The 18,119-nt window shown below is 71.8% G+C and carries 18 protein-coding genes and 1 pseudogene; 6 read left to right on the top strand and 13 right to left on the bottom strand.

Annotation, left to right across the window (positions count from 1 at the left end; all coding sequences use genetic code 11):
- Positions 1-132: 132 nt before the first annotated feature.
- From ACIF80_RS15140 to ACIF80_RS15120, 5 genes and pseudogenes are all read right to left on the bottom strand, one after another.
- A complete protein-coding gene (locus ACIF80_RS15140) occupies positions 133-1,110 on the bottom strand; it encodes a threonine/serine dehydratase (RefSeq protein ID WP_399804260.1) in 978 nt (325 codons plus the stop codon).
- 92 nt (positions 1,111-1,202) lie between these two features.
- Positions 1,203-1,502 (bottom strand): annotated as a pseudogene (locus ACIF80_RS15135) (respiratory nitrate reductase subunit gamma); the annotation flags it as partial.
- A complete protein-coding gene (locus tag ACIF80_RS15130) occupies positions 1,499-1,726 on the bottom strand; it encodes a hypothetical protein (protein ID WP_399804257.1) in 228 nt (75 codons plus the stop codon). The pseudogene ACIF80_RS15135 and the gene ACIF80_RS15130, both read right to left, overlap by 4 nt.
- A 363-nt stretch (positions 1,727-2,089) precedes the next feature.
- Entirely contained in the window at positions 2,090-3,160 is a 1,071-nt protein-coding gene (locus ACIF80_RS15125) for an Acg family FMN-binding oxidoreductase (RefSeq protein WP_399805254.1), read from the bottom strand.
- A gap of 200 nt (positions 3,161-3,360) precedes the next feature.
- Positions 3,361-3,780, bottom strand: coding sequence for a hypothetical protein (locus tag ACIF80_RS15120; RefSeq protein ID WP_399804254.1), 420 nt, complete (start codon positions 3,778-3,780; stop codon positions 3,361-3,363).
- Between the two features lie 244 nt (positions 3,781-4,024).
- On the opposite strand from ACIF80_RS15120, the gene ACIF80_RS15115 reads away from it, so the two are divergent.
- The 3 genes from ACIF80_RS15115 to ACIF80_RS15105 all read left to right on the top strand — a co-directional run bounded on the left by ACIF80_RS15115 (position 4,025) and on the right by ACIF80_RS15105 (position 6,133).
- Positions 4,025-4,285 (top strand): hypothetical protein, encoded by a 261-nt coding sequence (locus tag ACIF80_RS15115; RefSeq protein WP_399804251.1) that lies wholly within the window; start codon positions 4,025-4,027, stop codon positions 4,283-4,285.
- A 139-nt stretch (positions 4,286-4,424) separates the two neighbouring features.
- On the top strand, positions 4,425-5,228 hold the full coding sequence (ppk2, locus tag ACIF80_RS15110) for a polyphosphate kinase 2 (RefSeq protein WP_399804248.1): 804 nt from the start codon (positions 4,425-4,427) through the stop codon (positions 5,226-5,228).
- Positions 5,229-5,359: 131 nt separating this feature from the next.
- Positions 5,360-6,133 (top strand): sulfite exporter TauE/SafE family protein, encoded by a 774-nt coding sequence (locus ACIF80_RS15105; RefSeq protein WP_399804245.1) that lies wholly within the window; start codon positions 5,360-5,362, stop codon positions 6,131-6,133.
- A 112-nt stretch (positions 6,134-6,245) separates the two neighbouring features.
- Here the strand turns inward: ACIF80_RS15105 and ACIF80_RS15100 are convergent, their stop codons facing one another.
- Both ACIF80_RS15100 and ACIF80_RS15095 read right to left on the bottom strand, forming a co-directional pair.
- Positions 6,246-7,844, bottom strand: coding sequence for an alpha/beta hydrolase (locus ACIF80_RS15100; RefSeq protein WP_399804243.1), 1,599 nt, complete (start codon positions 7,842-7,844; stop codon positions 6,246-6,248).
- Positions 7,845-7,888: 44 nt separating this feature from the next.
- Complete coding sequence (locus ACIF80_RS15095; protein WP_399804240.1) at positions 7,889-8,209, bottom strand: hypothetical protein; 321 nt, start codon at positions 8,207-8,209, stop codon at positions 7,889-7,891.
- A gap of 262 nt (positions 8,210-8,471) precedes the next feature.
- Between ACIF80_RS15095 and ACIF80_RS15090 the strand changes: the two genes are divergently transcribed.
- On the top strand, positions 8,472-10,526 hold the full coding sequence (locus ACIF80_RS15090; protein ID WP_399804237.1) for a sensor histidine kinase: 2,055 nt from the start codon (positions 8,472-8,474) through the stop codon (positions 10,524-10,526).
- Here the strand turns inward: ACIF80_RS15090 and ACIF80_RS15085 are convergent.
- Both ACIF80_RS15085 and ACIF80_RS15080 read right to left on the bottom strand, forming a co-directional pair.
- On the bottom strand, positions 10,481-11,152 hold the full coding sequence (locus ACIF80_RS15085) for a response regulator (RefSeq protein ID WP_399805251.1): 672 nt from the start codon (positions 11,150-11,152) through the stop codon (positions 10,481-10,483). The two genes, ACIF80_RS15090 and ACIF80_RS15085, sit on opposite strands and share 46 nt — an antisense overlap.
- 323 nt (positions 11,153-11,475) lie before the next feature.
- Positions 11,476-11,769: an Atu4866 domain-containing protein gene (locus ACIF80_RS15080; protein WP_399804235.1), complete on the bottom strand. Its 294-nt coding sequence runs from the start codon at positions 11,767-11,769 to the stop codon at positions 11,476-11,478.
- Between the two features lie 130 nt (positions 11,770-11,899).
- On the opposite strand from ACIF80_RS15080, the gene ACIF80_RS15075 reads away from it, so the two are divergent.
- Positions 11,900-12,754, top strand: a complete 855-nt coding sequence (locus ACIF80_RS15075; RefSeq protein ID WP_399804232.1) for a helix-turn-helix transcriptional regulator — start codon at positions 11,900-11,902, stop codon at positions 12,752-12,754.
- Between the two features lie 22 nt (positions 12,755-12,776).
- Here ACIF80_RS15075 and ACIF80_RS15070 read toward each other — a convergent pair whose 3' ends face one another.
- From ACIF80_RS15070 to ACIF80_RS15060, 3 genes are all read right to left on the bottom strand, one after another.
- Positions 12,777-13,502 (bottom strand): Atu4866 domain-containing protein, encoded by a 726-nt coding sequence (locus ACIF80_RS15070; RefSeq protein ID WP_399804230.1) that lies wholly within the window; start codon positions 13,500-13,502, stop codon positions 12,777-12,779.
- Positions 13,503-13,606: 104 nt separating this feature from the next.
- Entirely contained in the window at positions 13,607-15,001 is a 1,395-nt protein-coding gene (locus ACIF80_RS15065; RefSeq protein ID WP_399804227.1) for an amidohydrolase family protein, read from the bottom strand.
- A gap of 230 nt (positions 15,002-15,231) precedes the next feature.
- Entirely contained in the window at positions 15,232-15,936 is a 705-nt protein-coding gene (locus ACIF80_RS15060) for an SDR family NAD(P)-dependent oxidoreductase (protein WP_399804224.1), read from the bottom strand.
- Positions 15,937-16,039: 103 nt separating this feature from the next.
- Between ACIF80_RS15060 and ACIF80_RS15055 the strand changes: the two genes are divergently transcribed.
- A complete protein-coding gene (locus ACIF80_RS15055) occupies positions 16,040-16,882 on the top strand; it encodes a helix-turn-helix domain-containing protein (RefSeq protein WP_399804222.1) in 843 nt (280 codons plus the stop codon).
- Between the two features lie 167 nt (positions 16,883-17,049).
- Here the strand turns inward: ACIF80_RS15055 and ACIF80_RS15050 are convergent, their stop codons facing one another.
- Positions 17,050-18,099, bottom strand: a complete 1,050-nt coding sequence (locus tag ACIF80_RS15050; protein ID WP_399804219.1) for a methyltransferase — start codon at positions 18,097-18,099, stop codon at positions 17,050-17,052.
- Between the last annotated feature and the right edge of the window lie 20 nt (positions 18,100-18,119).

The following is an 18,119-nucleotide window of genomic DNA, read 5'->3' as shown; positions in this document are numbered from 1 at the left end:
GCCGTCGCTCTGCGTGGCCGGGGCCGGTCTCCGTCCGTCCGCGCGGCACCGGCGGGGGCCTCGGTCCCACCACTCCATCGTCCGTCCGTCAAGACGGGTACGCCATTCGAGTGGCGGGGCCCTACGGGTACGTCAGTCCCCGGGGCCGCACAGCCGGGCGAAGCGTGCCGCGTCGATGTTGCCGCCGGAGAGGATCAGTCCGACCTTGTCCGGGAGGCGGCCGGCGCGGCCGGTGAGGAGCGCGGCCAAGGGAGTGGCGCCGCTCGGCTCGAGGACGATCTTCAGCCGCTCGAAGGCGAAGCGCATGGCGTTCCTGATCTCGTCGTCGCCGACGAGGACGATCCCGTCCAGGAGCCGCTGGTTGACGGAGAACGTCAGTTCGCCCGGGGTGTGCAGTGCCTGGCCGTCGGCGATGGTGCGCGGGACCGGGACGCTCACCCGCTGCCCTGCCTCCAGGGACCGCTTGGTGTCGTCGCCCGCCTCCGGTTCGACGCCGATCACCCGCGTCCCGGGGTGCAGGCCCTTGACCGCGGTGGCGCTTCCGGCGATCAGCCCGCCGCCGCCGACCGGTGCGATGAGCGCGCCCAGTTCTCCGGCCTCTTCGAGGAGTTCGAGGGCCGCCGTGCCCTGCCCCGCGATGACGTGCGGATGCTCGTAGGGCGGGATGAGCGCCAGGCCGCGCTCCGCGGCCAGGGCTTCGGCGACGGCGACCCGGTCGCCGGTGTACCGGTCGTAGGTGACGATCTCCGCGCCGTACGCCTCGGTGGCCGCCCGCTTCGACGGCGGAGCGTCCTCGGGCATGACGATGACAGCGGTGGTGCCGAGTTCCCGCGCGGCCAGGGCGACGGCCTGGGCGTGGTTGCCGGAGGAGTAGGCGGCGATGCCCCGGGACAACTGCTCGGGGGTGAGCCGGGAGGCCGCGTTGTAGGCGCCCCGGAACTTGAAGGCGCCCACGCGCTGGAAGTTCTCGCACTTCAGGTGGACCTCGGCACCGGCCAGCGCGTCCAGGGTGCGGGAGCGCAGCACGGGGGTGCGATGGGCGACGCCGGCGAGCCGTTCGGCGGCGGCACGGACGTCGTCGAGGGTGACCGGCGGGGTGGTGGTCGTCACGCGTTGCCTCCGGGGAGTCGTCAGCCACTGGACCGACGGTCCAGACTACTGACCGGGCTTCCTTTGGCCGGGTACTGTGCCACCGCCCGGCCGTACGTGTGCTCGCTCACCCCGACGGCCTCGGTCCAGCTCTTGGGGACGAGCAGGCCGCCGACGTGGCCGAGCAGCACGACGAGGATGCCGAAGTGGAACAGCGGGCTGCCGATGCGCAGCAGCAGCCGCTCGTACAGCTGGGAGGAACGGGTGGCCCAGCCGAACTTGGCGTAGCGGTAGCGCCGGACGTGGCCGAGGACGAACACCGCGAGGCAGACGTAGGGCAGGGCGACCCAGAGCAGGATGCCGCCGGTGCCCGCCTCCGCCGCCAGGGTGACGGGCTGCGCGGGCGCGGTCATCGGGGACCTCCTACGACGGGGTCGGGCAGGAACACGGGGGACGCGTACGGGTCGAGCCCGACCTGCTCCCCGGGCGGTCCCCGGGCGGCGAGCGGCAGGACGGCTTCGCGGTCGTCGCCGGCGAGGGCGGGCAGGGTGGCGGAGACGGAGTCCAGGACGGCGGCCCAGGACACCGGGGCACCCGACGGCGGGCTGCCGTTCTTCGACTTCGACGGCTGGACCATACTGTCCGCCCCTTCCCTCTCACAGCGGTGCCTGGGCACCGGGGCCCCGCGGAAACCGCAGGCCCCTCGCCCGCGGGCCGGAGCCCCAGGACCACTGTCCGAGTCCGGGACCCCGTGTCCCCAGGGCCCATGGGTCCCTGCCGTCCGGCGGAGAGTCCCTCCGGTCGGGCCCGGTCGGGCCCGGTCGGGCCCGACCGGACCGGCGCCCGGCGTCCCTGGTCCGGTGCCCCACCGGTGCCCTTCCGCGGTCCGTGAAACCACGGCTGTGACCGCCGGTGCCCGGTGGCGGCAAGTGGCGGGAGGGGGACCCGAGCGGCGTGAACGCGGAGCCGGCGCAGGGCCGTTCGGCCCTGCCCGTACCGGTCAGCGGGCCCGGCCCTGGTCGTGCCCCTGGTCCCGGCCCTGGTCCCGGCCCTGACCCGGCCGCCGCGGTCCCGCACCGAGGCCGGGGCCGGCTACGGGACGGGCCGACGCGCGCGGTGTGCGGCCGCCGCCGGGGCCGGAACCGGAGCCGTAACCGAAGCGGATCAGCAGTTGCGGACAGCAGCGCCGTCTCGTTCCCGCCATGGCCGCCCGCAGGTCCGGCCACTCCATCGCCTGGTGCAGCATCGAGGTGCGCACCCCGCACCGGGTCGCCGTGAGCAGGACGCGTTCCAGGGCCTGTCCCGCCCTCAGCCAGTCCTCCGGCCGGTCGTGGGAGGTCCACAACAGGGCCACCTGCGCATGGCGTTCGAACCGTACGGCCGGGAGCCTCGGCACGGGCAGCACTCCGGTGAAGTCCCGCACCGGCATCCGGCCGGACGCGTCCCGCGGGCCCAGGGCGTTCAGGGGAATGCCGTAGGGGGCGCGTTCGCCCGGAGGCGTGACCCAGGTGCGCATTTCGCCGGTGCTGGCCGGGTCGGCGGCGTTGCGGGTCTCTGCGGCCTCCGTCAGGTGCAGCAGGCGCCGGGTGCCCATGATGTCGGGGACGTCCAGGTGGGCCCCCTCGGCGCGGGCCGCGGCGATCATCTCGGTCACGACCGGGTCCGGCACCGGGCGGCCGGTGAACGGCATCCGGCTGGTGTGGCGGCGCTCGACCGCGTCGTACAGGTCGCTCAGGGACAACTGCCGGTCCACGCTGGGGCAGGACAGTTGCACCGTGGCCAGCAGGTCCGGGTCGTCCGCGGCGGGGTACAGCCGGACGACGGGAGCCCAGCCCAGGTGTTCCGCGGCCACCCGGAGGTTGAAGACGGCCGCACCGACCGACATGTGCTGGGCACGCCGCAGGGGGTCCGCCATCGGCAGCCGCCGCCGGCGGTCGGCCCTGACCTGGACCGTCCCGCTGTCCGGGTCCAGGCCGAACCGCCAGGGCTGTGTGTTGTGGATCGACGGGGCCGCCACTGCCGCGGCCAGCAGGGCATGCACGGCTGTGGCGTCGAGTTCGCGGGTCTGCATCACGGCAATCACGGCTCCTTCGCAACGGCACCTCGGCCAAGTTCTCTCTGCTGTGTCAACCCTGCGCCGCGAAACCGTTCCGGAAGGAGGGTTGACCGGCCCCACGCCGCGGGCCATGTGGCCCGTTCGGGGCCGTCAGTGGTCTCGGCCGGGACTGTCGGTGGTCTCGGCCGGGCCGTCAGTGGTCCCGTTCGGGACCGTCAGGTGGCCGGCAGGGCCGTGGCGAGCAGGACGACGCCGAGGGAGCCGGCCAGCGCGACGACCGCCAGGGCACGGGCGAGCTCCGTACGGCCCCTGGAGTGGGCGGTCCCGTGTCCCGCCGCGGCGAGCATCACGACGGCGAACAGGGCGAGTTTGGCCGCGAGGGTACGGCCGTACCCGGGCTCGGCCAGGGACGCCCAGGTGACGCCCTTGTGCCAGGCCATGGCCCACCCGGTGCCCAGCTGTACGGGCAGGAAGAGTGCCCCGGTCAGCATTCCGAACCGGCGGCCGGCCGCGGCGGTGAAGCGGTCCTTGGCCTCCTCGTCGAGCAGCCGCCGGGCCAGCGGCAGGATCACCAGGGACAGGGCCAGCTGCCCGCCGGCCCACAGGGCGGCGCCGGCGACATGGGCGAACCGCACCAGGGACCACCATCCGGGGGCCGAGCCCGAGCACCGGGGCGGGGTCGTCCCCGCGCTGTTCGAGGATCCGGCGCTGGAGGGCGACGCGGCGGAAGTGGTGGGCCTCGGTGGTCTTGGCGGGCACGGTCAGGCCTATGTCGTACACGAAGTTGAGGACGTCCTCGACCTCGCCGGGCGTCAGGGCGCCCAGGGCCCGGCCGCGGCCGGTGGGCACCAGGAGGAAGGCGCTCCACAGCATCGCGCCGTGGTCGGCGACGAGGCGGACGACGTCGGGGAGGTCGTGCAGGTTGTGCCGGGCGACAGTGGTGTTGATCTGCACCTTCATGCCGAGGGCGCGGGCGGCGTCCCAGGCGTCCAGGGTCCAGCGGAACACCCCGGGGACTCCGCGGAAGTCGTCGTGGAGTGCGGCGGTGGACCCGACGGGATGCTGCTCGGCGCCTGGTACGCCCTGCTCGCCGTGCTCGTCCTCACCCGCTTCTGGCCGTACTGGAGCACATGGCTGTAGCCCTCGGGCCCGCCCGGAACGTCACCGGGCCGGATGCGCGGATCCCCGCCGGTCAGTACGGTGGCGTCCTGGTGTGTGACCTTGAACGGAGTGACCCGCCCGAGGACGGCGCGGGTCACCGGGCGGTGGAGGCGGCGACATGGCCGGCAAGAAGGCGGCGAAGCTGCCCCGTGCGGCGTACGAGAGCGAGCTGCTGCGTCTGCAGACGGAGCTGGTGAAGCTCCAGGAGTGGGTGCGGACGGAGGGGGCCCGGCTGGTCGTCGTCTTCGAGGGCCGGGACGCCGCGGGCAAGGGCGGCACCATCAAGCGGGTCACCGAGCACCTCAACCCGCGCGTGGCACGGATCGCGGCCCTGCCCAAGCCGACCGAGCGCCAGCGCACCCAGTGGTACTTCCAGCGGTACGTCGAGCATCTGCCGGCCGCCGGTGAGATCGTGCTGTTCGACCGGTCCTGGTACAACCGCGCCGGCGTGGAGCGGGTCATGGGGTTCTGCACGAAGGAGGAGTACCAGCGTTTCCTGCACCAGTGCCCGATCTTCGAGCGGATGCTGGTGGAGGACGGGATCCTGCTGCGCAAGTACTGGTTCTCGGTGAGCGACACCGAGCAGGAGGCACGGTTCCGCAAGCGACGGGAGGATCCGCTGCGCCGCTGGAAGCTGTCGCCGATGGACCTCGAGTCGATCACCCGCTGGGAGGCGTACTCCCGGGCCAAGGACTCGATGCTGGTGCACACCGACATCCCCGAGGCGCCGTGGTACGTCGTGGAGAGCGACGACAAGCGCCGCGCGCGGCTGAACATGATCGCCCATCTGCTGGGCACGGTGCCCTACCCGGAGGTGGAGCCGCCGGTCATCGAACTGCCGGAGCGCCCGCCGTCCACCGGCTACCAGCGTCCGCCCCGCGACCTGCAGACCTACGTCCCCGACCACGCGGCCACCCTCTGACCCGGTGTCCGGGTGGCCGGCCGGGGTAACCGGGTGAGGCCCCGGCCGCCCTGGACGCACGCCCTTCCTGCATGATCGGTGGTGGCCCCTCGACCTTCACGGCGGGGAGGCGACTCACCGAACCGAAGGAGATGGCCTTGTCCATCTGGGAGGCACTGGCGGTCTTCGCCGCCGGAATCGGCGCCGGCACCATCAACACCATCGTCGGCTCGGGCACGCTGATCACGTTTCCCGTTCTGCTCGCCACCGGGCTGCCCCCGGTGACCGCCACCGTGTCCAACGCCCTCGGGCTGATCCCGGGATCGGTCAGCGGCGCCATAGGCTACCGGGCGGAACTCAAGGGCCAGCGCCGTCTGGTCCTGCGGCTCGGTGTGGCCGCGACGATCGGCGGACTCGCCGGAGCAATGCTGCTGCTCGCGCTCCCCGCGACCGCCTTCGAGACGATCGTCCCCGTGCTCGTCGCGCTCGCGCTGGTCCTCGTCGTGCTCCAGCCGCGTATCTCCGCCCGGGTCCAGCGTCGCCGGGCCCGCACGGGCACGGTCACCAGAACCGACGGCGGGCCCGTCCTCTTCGGCGGACTCCTGCTCGCCAGCGTCTACGGCGGCTACTTCACGGCGGCCCAGGGGATCATCTACCTCTCCCTGATGGGCATGCTGCTCGAGGACACCCTCCAGCGGCTGAACGCCGTCAAGAACGTCCTGTCCGCCATCGTGAACAGCATCGCGGCCCTGTTCTTCCTGTTCGTCGCCGACTTCGACTGGACCGCCGTCCTGCTCATCGCCGTGGGCTCGGCGATCGGCGGCCAGGTCGGCGCGAAGGTGGGGCGCCGGCTTCCCCCGCCCGTCCTGCGGACCTTCGTCGTCGTCGTCGGCACGTTCGCCATCGTCCAACTGCTCCTGCGCTGAACCGGCGTCCGCCGGGACGCCGGTTCAGCGGTCACGGCCACCGCGGCACGGGGCCGGCCCCCTCACCGGAGCCGGCCCCGTACGCTTCGCCGGGAGGCGGGAACCGCCCGGTTCACGAGCAGACGGTGTCGTTCTCCGGGACCGTCCCCTCGAGCAGGTACTTGTCGACGATCTTGGTCAGGCACTTGTTGACGCCGTAGGTGCCGTGTCCTTCGTCATCGACGGTGAGGTGGACACCGACTCCCTCGCCCAGCGCGTCCGCCATCTTCTTGGCTCCCTCGTAGGGGGTGGCCGGGTCGCCGGTGTTGCCGATGACGAGCACGGGGCCCGCGCCGTCGGCCTTCACGTCCACGGTGGACGCGTGGCCGTCCACGGGCCAGTCGGTGCACGCGAGCAGCATCCAGGCGATCGTGTCGCCGAACACCGGAGACGCCTTGCGGAACTCGGGAAGCCACTGGCGCACGTCCTCGACGGTGAAGCGATCCTTGTTGTCGGCGCAGGTCACCGCCGTTTGGGCGGGATTGCTGTTGGAGTACGTGCCGTCCTCGTTGCGCCCGGAGTACAGGTCGGAGAGCCACATCAGCCCGGTGCTCTCCCCCTTCTCGGCATCCTCCAGCAGGCCGCTGAGCATCGGCCAGTTCTCCTTGCTGTAGAGGGCGGCGATGATGCCCGTGGTCGCTTGGCCCTGGGTCATGGGCCGCTTGTTGTATGTGCCCTTCTTCGGAGGCATGGGTTTCGCGTCCAGGCTCCTGAGCAGTTCGGCGATCTGCTTCTCCCCCTGAGCGGGGTCCTCCCCCTCGAAGAAGCACTCGTCCTGCTTCACGCAGTCCTCGAGGAAGTTCTGCAGCGCGCCCTCGAATCCCTTTGTCTGACCGAGGCTGGCTGCCACGGTGTCCGAGGTGGGATCGACCACGGCGTCGAAGACGGTCCGTCCGACGTTCTTCGGGAACAGGTGCGCGTAGACGCCGCCGAGCTGCGTTCCGTAGGAGATACCGAAGTAGTTCAGCTTCTCGTCGCCGAGCACCTGGCGCATCAGGTCGAGATCGCGTGCGGCGTCCTGCGTGCCGACGTGCTCCAGGACCGCGCCCGAGCCGCTTTCGCAGGCTTGGGCGTACGCTTTCCCTCCGACGATGAGGGCCTTCTCCTCCGCGGCGTCGTCCGGCGTCGCGTCCTGAGCCATCAAGGCGTCCGTGGCCTTGCCGTCCAGGCACTTCACACCTGCGCTCTCTCCGACCCCCCGCGGGTCGAAGCTGACCAGGTCGTAGCGCTTGTGCAGTTCCAGGTAGTCCTCGCCCGCGAAGTCGGGAAGCGTCGGCACCCCGGCACCTCCGGGGCCACCGAAGTTGAAGACGAGGGATCCGAGCCGCTCATCACCGGAGTCGGCTGCGGCCTTCGCCCGGATGAGGGCGATATCGATGGTCCTGCCGTCGGGCTTCGCGTAGTCCAGGGGCGCCTTCATGGCGGCGCACTGCCATTTCGTTCCGTCCGGCAGGTCCTCGGGCTTGTCGCCGGTGCCCTGGGCCGCGGACGGAGCGGGGCATGCGGCCCAGTCCAGTTTCTGCTCACTGAGAGCGGCGGGGACCGCGGGTATCGCGGCGGCTCCGTCCGCGTCGGCGTCGGCGCCGGGGTCGCAGGCCGTGAGGGTGGCTGCCGCCAGTACGGCGAGGGAGGCCAGGCCGACGGCGGCCCGGGACGAACGGTGGTGGGACATGCTTCTGCCGATCTGAGGTCGTTGCCGGTGGGAGGGACGGACGCTCACGCGTCGACGTCCTGGTCGTGGTGCTGGTCGTGGTGCTGACGGCCGGCGCGCCTGTCCCGGCGGGCCTTGTATCCCCGGACGGCCGGCGCGGTGAGTACGGCGATCACAAAGGTCATGCTGAGCATGAGGGGATACGTGGACCATGGGCTGTTGACGATCCCGGCCGATTCCAATGCCGAGAGCACTACCCTGTCCACGGGGTAGAGGAGGAAGGCCAGGACGCCGATGTGCCAGGCGGGCACCTTCCTCAGCGGCTTGGCCGTGACCACGAAGATCAGAACGGCGGCCAAGACGACGATGACATCGGTTCGTTCCATGCCTCAATCCTTCCGGCCCGGCCCCGCCGGGACGTCGGCCACCGGAAGGAACGCCGCCTAGGCCGCAGGACCTAGAGTCCCGGCGCGACGTGCAACCCCCTCCGGCACCGGCCCTCTGTCGGGACGTCACCAGAGCTGTTCCACAAGGAAGTCCGGCCGGACGACCGGACGCTCTCACCCGCCGGGACTGCAAGGTCTCGCACGCGTGAGGTACGGGTTTCCGGCGACGTACGGCTCCGCACCCGGTCGTACACTTGCGCCAATGGGCACGATTCGAGGCCGGCTCCTGCCGGGCCTGTTCGCCGTGACGCAGTTGGTCCTGTGGTGCTTCACCGTACCCACACTGGAGAAGCCTCCGGGCGTCACGGAGTGGATCGTCGCCCTGTCCGCCACGGCGTTCACCACGGTCGCGCTCGAACGGCGAACCCGGGCACCGCTCCACGCCCTCGGCGGCATCCTCGTGGTGTCCGTGCTGGTGCAGCTTCTGACACCGCCCGACACCGTGGCTCTGGTGTCGGGGCTGGCCGTCCTGATGGCGCTCTTCTCCGTCACCACGCTGAGCGACTGGACCGTGAGCCTGGGCGCGACCGCTGTCACCGCCGTCGTGCAACTCCTGCCGATCGCGGTGGAGAACGGATTCGGCAGCGCTTTCCTCCACGAGTGGCTCACCGCCGTCAGCATGTACCTGGTGGTCTCCGCTCTCGGTGCCGGCCGTCGGCACTGGCTGCGGGAACGGCAGGTGACGAAACAGCGGCTGACCCGTGCCGAGCAGGAGCGGGGACAGGCCGCCGGCACCGAACGGGACCGGCTGGCGAACGAGTTGCACGACATCAGCGCGCACCACCTCACCTCCGTCGTGGTGTCCGTCGAAGCCGCCCGCAGGCTCGGGGACACCAGACCCGAACTGGCAGCGGAAGCCCTCACGTTCGCCAGCCGCACCGCACACGAGACCCAGTCCGCGCTACGGCGTCTCGTGGCGGTCATGCGGGTGGACGACGTACCGGCCCCGCAGTCGGTGACTCCCGCGATCGAGGCCCTGATCGCGGGATTCGGCAGACTGGGGCGCCCCATCTCCGTTTCCCTGCCCGCCGATCTCGTCGGCCCTGCGGCGGAGGCGGTCCACGGCATCATCCGGGAGGCTCTGACCAACGCCCTGCGCTACGCACCGGGTGCCTCGATCGGTATTCGGGCGGAACGGTCCGAGGACTCCCTGGACCTGACCATCGACAACGGCAAGCCGCCCAGCGGCACCGGCAGTCACCGGCTGGGGATCGGATCGGGTCGCGGTGTGGAGGGGATGCGCCGGCGCGCCACCGCCATCGGCGGGCAGCTGTCCGCGGGGCCCCGCCCCGACGGGGGCTGGCGCGTGCACGCGGTACTGCCCGACACCCGGTCCGCACGGCAGCCGGCCACAGGACGTCGGCGCAACTACACGCGAGAGCAGCGGATCGCGGATGTGGCGGTCTTCGGCTCGATCACCTTGACGTCGTTGAGCTACGCCCTGAACACCGCGGTGGAGCACGGCCACGGAGTCGCGCTCTCCCTGTCGCTCGCGCTGCTGTTGACCGTTCACGCGCTGCCGCTGCTGTGGCGCCGCCGGGCCCCTTGGCTGGCCCTCGCCGCGGTCGGGGCCACCGCCTTCGGAGGGACGGTGCTCCTGGGGAGCGGTGTGCTGCCGGGGTCCGCCGCGGACTCCCTCGTGGGCGGCGGGCTCGTCGAAGTGGCCGCCGTCTACGGCGTCGCGGCGTACGGCCGTGTTCTGATACCTGCAACCGCGCCTGCCGGCCGGTACGTCCGGCCCTCGGCCCCGCACATGACGCATCCGCACGGCAACCGGCTCTCGTATCTGCCGGTTCCCGCCATGACCCTCTCGTTCGGGGTCTCGACAGTGGGTGCCTTCGCCGGCGACGGGATGCTGGGCGGAGAACCGGTCAATGCTTTTGAACTGGGGTTCTCACTCATCACGGCAGTGATGTACCTCGGCCCGCTGTTCACGGCCGCTTGGCTGGCGGGGTGGCTGATGCACATGCGCCGCCGGCGGGAACTGGGCCGCGAGGACGCGACGCTCACGGCCCTGGTGTGGAGCACGGAAAACGCGGTCCACAGCGAGCGGCAGCGAGTCGCCGCCGGTCTGCAGGAGACGGTGCTCCAGCAGACCACACGGGTGATCTCCGCGGCGGAGACAGGCAGTCTGGACGCCGTCGCCGCCGCCACGCGAGCGACGCTGGCCGCCATGCGTGAGCTGCTCAGGAGTCTGGATGTGAGGAGCGGTCAGGCAGTCGACATCCCCGAGGGGCGGATGAGTCCGCTTTCATAGGCGAAGATGGTCGCCTGAACGCGATCCCGCAGACCCAGTTTGTTCAGCACCGCGCTGACATGGACCTTCACCGTGCCGAGGGCGAGCCCCAGTCGCTCTCCGATCTCCGCGTTGCTCAAGCCCGTGGCGACCAGCGTCAGAATCTCCCGTTCGCGCCGGGTGAGGCTGCTCAGGGCTCCGGTGGTCTCCGGAGAGACCGGGGCGCCCTGGGCGAAGGCGGCTATCAGACGTCCGGTGACCGCGGGCGCGAGGGCGCCGTCACCGGCGGCGACGCCCCGCATCGCGGCCAGCAGGGCCTCCGGCTCAGCGTCCTTGAGCAGGTAGCCGGAGGCTCCGGCGCGCAGGGCTTCGTAGACGTAGGCGTCGAGGTCGAACGTGGTCAGCACCAGGACTCTGGTGCGACTGCTGTGACGCGTGATCAGCCGGGTGGCCGTCAGCCCGTCCATACCGGGCATGCGGATGTCCATCAATACCAGGTCGGGTGCGAGCCCGGCCGCCATCGCCACTGCCGCGTCTCCCTCCGCGGCCTCGCCGACCACGGTCATGTCGGTCTCGGCCGTCAGGATCGCCACGAATCCCGCGCGGACGATCGTCTGATCGTCCGCGACCAGCACACGGATACTGATGGCTTCTCTCCTCTCCTCAGGTCCTTCGTCCGGGGCGGGCCGGATCGGAGGGGGCGGGGCCCGGTGCCGGAGACACCGCCCACGTCCTTCGGACAGCGGGGAGCACCGTGACGCGCGGAGCAGGGAACCGGGGCGGACCCCTGGAACCGACGACAACGCGCGGAGGTACGGTGCCGGACCACGCCGGCCCGGCACGATCCGAACGGACAGGCCCGGGCCCAGGTGGGCCCGGTCGCCCGCGTCGTATCCTCCCACGGGCTCCGGGCACGGCGTGCCGGGCCGGAACGCGCTCACGGGCGGCCCCCGCGGCTCCGCCGTCCGCGTCAGTCGCGTTCCTCCCGATGGAGGACGAGGTGCTCGTGGTACAGCACGCCGTCACGGATGTCGCCCGTGGCGGTGAAGCCGGTGTCGTCGACGTAGTCGATGTGGCTGCCGGTCACGGTGTAACGGCCGGTGTAGGCACTGCGGCGGGTGCCGCGTGCTTCGTCGTAGCGGCCGTCGGCCAGCAGTTCCTGCCGGATGTGTCCGTCGGCCGTCACCCACATGCCGACCACGTCCGCCGTCGTCCTGCCGCGCGTCTCCCGGGCGCCGCCGGCAGGGCTGTTCTGTCCGTTCATCACTCTTCCGTTCGTTCGAAGGTGTGCGGGGGGAAGTCTGGGCGGCTGCCGCGGCGGACGGCCAGGGCGGACGGTGCCTGGGTGCGGCGCACCCAGGCACGTCCTCGTGGTTGCGGTCTAGCCTGGTGGGATGACCGGTAACGATCTCGGAGAGTTCCTGCGCGCCCGCCGCGCCCGTCTGCGGCCCGAGGACGTGGGGCTGGCTTCCTACGGCCGGCGCCGGGTGGCGGGGCTGCGACGGGAGGAGGTCGCCGTCCTGGCCGGTATGAACTCCGACTACTACGCCCGGCTGGAACAGGGCCGCGAGCGCAGCCCCTCCCCGCAGATCCTCGACGCGATCAGCGGCGCCCTGCGCATGGACGAGGAAGCGCGCGCCCATCTGTACCGGCTGGCGGACACCGTGCCGGCCGGCCGCCGGACGCCTCCGAGGGAAACGGCCAGTCCCGCGCTGCGGCAGCTGCTGGAGGGTTACACCGGTACGCCGGCCTTCGTCCTGAACCCGGCGACCGACTTCCTGGCGGCGAACGCGCTGGCCGGGGCGCTCTTCTCCCCGTTCGAGAAGGCGGACAACCTCGCCCGGATGACCTTCCTCGACCCGGCGGCCCGCCGGTTCTTCGCTCACTGGGACGCGGCGGCCGAGGCGGTCGTGGCGAGCCTCCGCCAGGCCACCGGCCTCGACCCGCATTATCCGCGCCTGCACGACGTGGTGTCCTCCCTCACCGAGGGGAGCGAGGCGTTCGCCGAACTGTGGTCCTCGCACACCGTCTACGGCAAGACCCGCGCCTCCAAGGAACTCGACCACCCCGCCGTCGGACCGCTGTCGCTGACCTACCAGTCCTTCGACGTCCGCGAAGCGCCCGGCCAGCAGGTCGTCATCTACCACGCCGCACCCGGCAGTCCCAGCGCGCAGGCGCTTTCCCTGCTCGGCAGCCTCGGCGCCACGCACCACCGGGAATCCGCCGCCGGACGGCAGGCCCGCCCGTAGGGGATTCCCGGAGCGGGGGCGGTCAGCGGCGGGTGAAGCGGTATCCGGCGTGGTGCAGGGTACCGTCCCGGAACTCACCGAAGGCCCAGAAGCCCAGGTCGTCGAGGTAGTCGATGCGGTTGCCGTCGATCCAGTAGCGGCCCTGGTAGGCGCTGGGCCGGTCCCCTCGGGCCTCGTCGTAGCGTCCGTCGGGCAGCAGTTCCTGACGTATGAAGTCGTTCTCGTCGGCCCACAGGCCCACGTAGGGGTGGTCGGGCGTCGCGGCGGGCGCTTCCTGCGGAGCCGTGGCTGCGGTGGTGCCGGCGCCGTCGATCGGGCGGCCGTTCCAGAGGCGGACCTGTCCGCCGGTGACCAGGATGTCGAGGTGGGTGCCGCGGGCCGGCCGGGCGCCGGCGGGGATGCCGGGTTCGTCGGCCAGGCGCAGGACGGCGATGTCGGCCGTCTCACCGGGGGTCAGGGTCTTGCCCGTGCCGGACGCGGTGAAGTCGGTGGCGGCCGGCAGGACGAGGGTGCCCGCGCAGTCGACGACGATCATGTCGTCGTCGTCCGCGGCGGTCAGCAGACCGGGGCCGACGCCCACGATCACTGATCCGCCGAGGAGGACGTCGGCCTCCTGCCAGTCTCCCGTCAACGGATTGCCGGTGATGACGGTGCCGCCGCTCAGCAGCAGCGGGCGTCCCTTCGGGTCACGCAGATCGCGCAGCACGTCGTCGTCGCGGCGGGGGGCCGCCCAGGGGGTGGTGTTCATGTCGGTACCTGTTCCGGTCGTCGGTGAAAGGGTGGTGGCGGGGTCTGGAGGCGTGTGGAGGTGTACGGGGGCGGATGCCGCCCTCCGCTGTCCTCGGTCGGTGCTCAGGCGGCCGGTGTGTGGAGCACGTACTCGCGGGAGGCGTGCACCTGGTCGCGCAGGGCCGGCAGGTCGACGTCGAGGACTTGGCCGTTCCACTTGCGGGGTTCGCCGTTGACGAGCACGGCGCTGATGTTGCGGGCGTCCGAGCCCAGTACGACGGTGCCGATCGGGTCGTTGAGCGGCATGTTGTTGAGGTCCTCGGCCCGGATGACGAGCAGGTCCGCCTTCTTGCCCGGCGTGAGCGAACCCGTGGTGCCGCCCAGGCCGTTGGTGCGGGCGCCCTGGAGGGTGGCGAAGTCCAGGACGTCGTGGGTGGTGATCCGGACCGGCTGCCGGCCGGTGCCGTGGACGGCGTTGACCGCGCGCATCCGCTGGATGGCGTGCAGGGCCCGCATCTGCGTGAACATGTCGCTGACCAGAGCCACTTCGACGTCGATGCTCAGCCCCGGCCGCACCCCGGCGGACAGGGCCTCGTCGACGGCGGGGATCGCGGTCTCCAGCCCGATCTGGGCGTCGGAGGTGGGAGCCAGGGCGATGGTCGTCCCGGTCCCGCCGATCGCCCGCCAGGCCTCGGGGGTCAGGCCCGTGGCGTGGATGAGCGTGACGTCCGCGCCGAGGATGCCGGCCTTCTCCCAGTCCAGGACGGCCTGCGAGGAGGGGGTGCCGAAGACGGCGTCGACGCTGACGCCGATGCCCAGGTCCTGTGCGGTGCGGGCGAGTTCGGGTCCGTAGGCGAGGGCGGGGCCGCCGATCTCGTCGGTGGCCAGGGCGGCCAGGCGCAGAGTGAGCAGTTGGTCGTCGGCGGCGAAGTACGTCTCCCTGAGGCGGGACAGGTCGCCGGGCCACTGCTTGTCCCAGTCGCCGAAGTGCGGGCCCATCGAGGCGTGGACGCCCCGGATGCGGGTGTCGATCAGGGCCTGGACGGCGGCGTCGGAGTGCTCGGGGGTGCGGGAGTTGTGGGAGAAGTCGAGCATGCAGGTGATGCCGCTGTCGATGGCCGTCAGGGCCGCCACCCTGGTCCCGATGTACATGTCCTCGGGGCGGTAGACCGTGGCGTAACCGGCCAGGGTGGACATGACGTAACCGCCGAGGTCGTCGACGTCCGGCATGATCCGGCGCAGCTGGGTCTCCCAGGCGTGCCGGTGGGTGTCGACGAAGCCGGGCGCGAGGATCGTGCCGGTGGCGTCGACGACCACCGCGCCGTCCCGGTCCAGCCCCGGTCCGACCGCGAGGATCGTCTCGCCCTCGACGAGCAGGTCCGCGGGGGCCAGGACGCCGAGACGGGGATCCATGGTGACGACGGTCGCGCCGGCGAACAGGATGCGCCGCTTCGGGTCGGCGGACCGCCGCCGAAGCTGTTCGAGTACGGCGGCACTGGTGGTGTCTTCGCTGCTCATGAGGGTCCTCTTCGTGATGCCGGGCCCGCACGGGTGGCGGGCCGGACACCAGCCTCGGCCCGTACGGGCGTGGCAACCAGGCCGCCGTTTCCCGGGGTACGGCACACCCGGGCTCACGCCCCGCGGCGCCAGGGCGCGGGGCGCGGAAGCGGTGGGCCGGCCCGTCGTACGGCAAGTGGCGGGCGTACGACGGGCCGGCCGACCCTTTCACCGAGGCTGCGGCGCGGCGGTCACCAGGGCACGGGCCCGAAGGATCCGGTGAACGTGCCGGTGACCGCGTCACGTGCGGTGGCGGCGGCGACGATCGCCGCGGCCCCTTCCCCCACGCTCTGTGTCCCATGGTGGCCGTTGAGGTCGGTGGCGGTGAAGCCGGGGTCGACCGCCGCGACGGTGATCCCCGGATACGCCTGCGCATAGACCAGGCTCAGCATGTTCAGTGCGGCCTTGGAGGAGTTGTAGGCCAGCAGCGGGGCCCATGCCGGGAGGATGTCGGTGTGGGCGGCGGGGTCGGCGTTGACGGCGAGGGATCCCAGACCGCTGCTGACGTTGACGACGGACGGTGCCACTGCCGCCTCCAGCAGCGGCAGGAAGGCGCGGACGGTGCGGACGACGCCGAAGACATTGGTGTCGTAGACGTGCTGGAGGTCGGCCGCCGTCTGGTCTCCGGCCGCTGCCGCACGGCCGGCGATCCCGGCATTGTTGATCAGCACGTCGACGTGTCCGGCCTCCGCCCGTACGGTCTCGGCGGCGGCGGCGACCGACGCCTCGTCGGTGACGTCGATCAGCAGCGGACGGGCTCCCAGAGCCTTCGCCGCCCGAACTCCCCGCTCCGGGTCACGGGCTCCGGCGTAGACCGTGTGCCCCTGCTCGATCAGGCGGCGGGCGGTTTCGAATCCGAGGCCCTTGTTCGCCCCGGTGATCACTGTGATGGTCATGTGCTCGAGCCTGCGGGACCCGCCCGCCGAGGGGGAGAGCCCTCGTCAGCGGGGGGTCGGGCAGTACCAGGCTGTCCGTCGGCGCCGGACGGACAATGGACGGGTGAACAACGACCGCACCGACCTCGGCAGGGCCCTGCACCACTGGCGTGACCGGATCGGCCCTCAGGACATCGGGCTCCCCACAGGGGGCGTGCGCCGTGCCCCCGGGCTACGGCGCGAGGAACTGGCCCAACTCGCCGGCGTGTCCGTCGACTATGTCGTCCGCCTCGAACGGGGCCGTGCCACCTCCCCTTCCGCGCAGGTCCTCGCCGCCCTCGCCAGGGCCCTGCGCCTGTCCGAGCCGGAACGCGATCACCTCTACGTGCTCGCCGGGCAGGCCCCGCCCACCGCCGGGCACGTCTCCGCTCACATCCCGCCCAGTGTCCAGCGGCTGCTCGACCAGCTCCGGCACACGCCCCTCAGCGTCCACGACGCCGCATGGAACATCATTTCCTGGAATCCGCTGTGGGCCGCCCTCATCGGGGACCCTTCTCCCTGGAGGGGCAGAGAACGCAACATCGTCTGGCGGCACTTCGCCGGACTCCCGGGCCGCGTCACCCACGCCCCCGGACAACTGGACCGGTTCGAGACCGCGATCGTCTCCGACCTGCGGACGTCCGCCGCACGTTACCCCCGGGACCCGGCGCTGCGCGCCTTGCTCGCGGACCTGCGGCGTACCGGCAGCCGCTTCGACTCGCTCTGGAACGCCCACACCGTGGGCTTCCACAGCACCGACAGCAAGACCGTCCGCCACCCCGCCGTCGGCCCCGTGGCCGTCGACTGCGACACCCTCACCGTTCCCGGCAGCGACCTGCGTATCGCCACCTGCACCGCCGCCCCCGGCTCCGCCGCGCAGGAGCAGTTCGAGTTCCTCGCGGCCGTGGGCACCCGGACCCTGGTCTGAGCCCCGCCGCCCCGGCGGGTCCTGAGGGCCGGCGGGGACGGGAGCCGTGATGAGGGCCGGACAGCGCGAGGCCGCGCCCCGGTGGAGGAGGCGCGGCCCGGAGACGGTGGAGGCCGGCATGGGCGGGGACCACCGGCGGGGAGCGGGGGTGGTGTGCCGAGCGGAGCTCAGGCGGGCACGAGCTCCAGGACGGAGACCCGGGAGGCGGACGGCAGGGTGGAGGCCAACTTCAGTCCGGCTCGTTCGAAGAGGTTCTCGAACTCGTCGAGGCTGCGCTCGCGTCCGGTCGACAGCGCCATCATGTTGAGGTCCATCAGCGGCTCCAGACCGGGTGTGCCCACCTTGTCGACGAGGAGCTCCATCACCAGCACGCGCCCACCGGGCTCGAGGGCTTCCCGGCAGTTGCGCAGGATGCGGACGCAGGAATCGTCGTCCCAGTCGTGCAGGACGAACTTCAGCAAATGCGCGTCCGCGGCCGGCACCTCCTCGAAGAAGTCGCCGCCGACGAAGGTGAACCGGTCCGTGACGCCCAGAGCCGCCGCGGAGGCGTCCGCCTCGGCGCCCACATGCGGAAGGTCGAGGACCACGCCGGTCAGTCGGGGATGCCGCTGCATGAGTGTCTGGACGAGGTTTCCGCCGGCGCCGCCGACGTCCACGGCGACCCGGGCGCCCTTGAGGTCGATCACGTCCGCGAGCTTGTGGGCCAGGCCGCGGGTCATGGCCGTCATGGCACGGGTGAAGATCTCGGCTTCCTTCGGGGCGGCGGCGAGCCAGTCGAAAATGGGCGCGCCGAGGGCGGCCTCCGCCTGGGTGGTACCGGTGCGGACCGTGTCCGCCAGCCGCCCCCACGGCAGCCAGTGCGACTCGGCCCCGCCCCACAGCGCCAGGTCCCGCAGGGAGCCCGGGGCGTCGGTGCGCAAGGTGTCGAGCAGGGGCGTACCGGCGAACCGCTTCCCGTCGGTGGAGGTGGCCAGACCGAGGGAGGCGCACGCCCGCAGGAACCGGAAGGCCGAGTCGGGGTCCAGTGACTCCGCCTCGGCCACCTCCGCGGGGGTGGCACCGCCTGCGTGCAGGTGATCGGCGATGCGCAACTCGGCTGCGGTGCGCACCACTTGGGTGACCCAGTACCCGGTCGTCATCTGGAGCATCCGCCCCGTGTCACCCACCGGCCGCTCAGTGGAACCCGCCGCGACGAAATCATGTTCGAACAAAGTCATACTGATGATCGTGGCGCACC

Origin of the sequence: Streptomyces sp. NPDC085927, assembly GCF_044540975.1 — a bacterium.
Classification (GTDB): Bacteria; Actinomycetota; Actinomycetes; order Streptomycetales; family Streptomycetaceae; genus Streptomyces; species Streptomyces hirsutus.
This window is presented reverse-complemented; position numbering and strand designations above follow the sequence as displayed.

Coding starts and splice junctions, on each gene's coding strand:
- ACIF80_RS15075 (WP_399804232.1), top strand. CDS start 11,900: ATGACCGGTAACGATCTCGGAGAGTTCCTGCGCGCCCGCCGCGCCCGT.
- ACIF80_RS15060 (WP_399804224.1), bottom strand. CDS start 15,936: ATGACCATCACAGTGATCACCGGGGCGAACAAGGGCCTCGGATTCGAA.
- ACIF80_RS15100 (WP_399804243.1), bottom strand. CDS start 7,844: ATGTCCCACCACCGTTCGTCCCGGGCCGCCGTCGGCCTGGCCTCCCTC.
- ACIF80_RS15090 (WP_399804237.1), top strand. CDS start 8,472: ATGGGCACGATTCGAGGCCGGCTCCTGCCGGGCCTGTTCGCCGTGACG.
- ppk2 (WP_399804248.1), top strand. CDS start 4,425: ATGGCCGGCAAGAAGGCGGCGAAGCTGCCCCGTGCGGCGTACGAGAGC.
- ACIF80_RS15105 (WP_399804245.1), top strand. CDS start 5,360: ATGGCCTTGTCCATCTGGGAGGCACTGGCGGTCTTCGCCGCCGGAATC.
- ACIF80_RS15125 (WP_399805254.1), bottom strand. CDS start 3,160: ATGCAGACCCGCGAACTCGACGCCACAGCCGTGCATGCCCTGCTGGCC.
- ACIF80_RS15080 (WP_399804235.1), bottom strand. CDS start 11,769: ATGAACGGACAGAACAGCCCTGCCGGCGGCGCCCGGGAGACGCGCGGC.
- ACIF80_RS15065 (WP_399804227.1), bottom strand. CDS start 15,001: ATGAGCAGCGAAGACACCACCAGTGCCGCCGTACTCGAACAGCTTCGG.
- ACIF80_RS15050 (WP_399804219.1), bottom strand. CDS start 18,099: ATGACTTTGTTCGAACATGATTTCGTCGCGGCGGGTTCCACTGAGCGG.
- ACIF80_RS15095 (WP_399804240.1), bottom strand. CDS start 8,209: ATGGAACGAACCGATGTCATCGTCGTCTTGGCCGCCGTTCTGATCTTC.
- ACIF80_RS15130 (WP_399804257.1), bottom strand. CDS start 1,726: ATGGTCCAGCCGTCGAAGTCGAAGAACGGCAGCCCGCCGTCGGGTGCC.
- ACIF80_RS15070 (WP_399804230.1), bottom strand. CDS start 13,502: ATGAACACCACCCCCTGGGCGGCCCCCCGCCGCGACGACGACGTGCTG.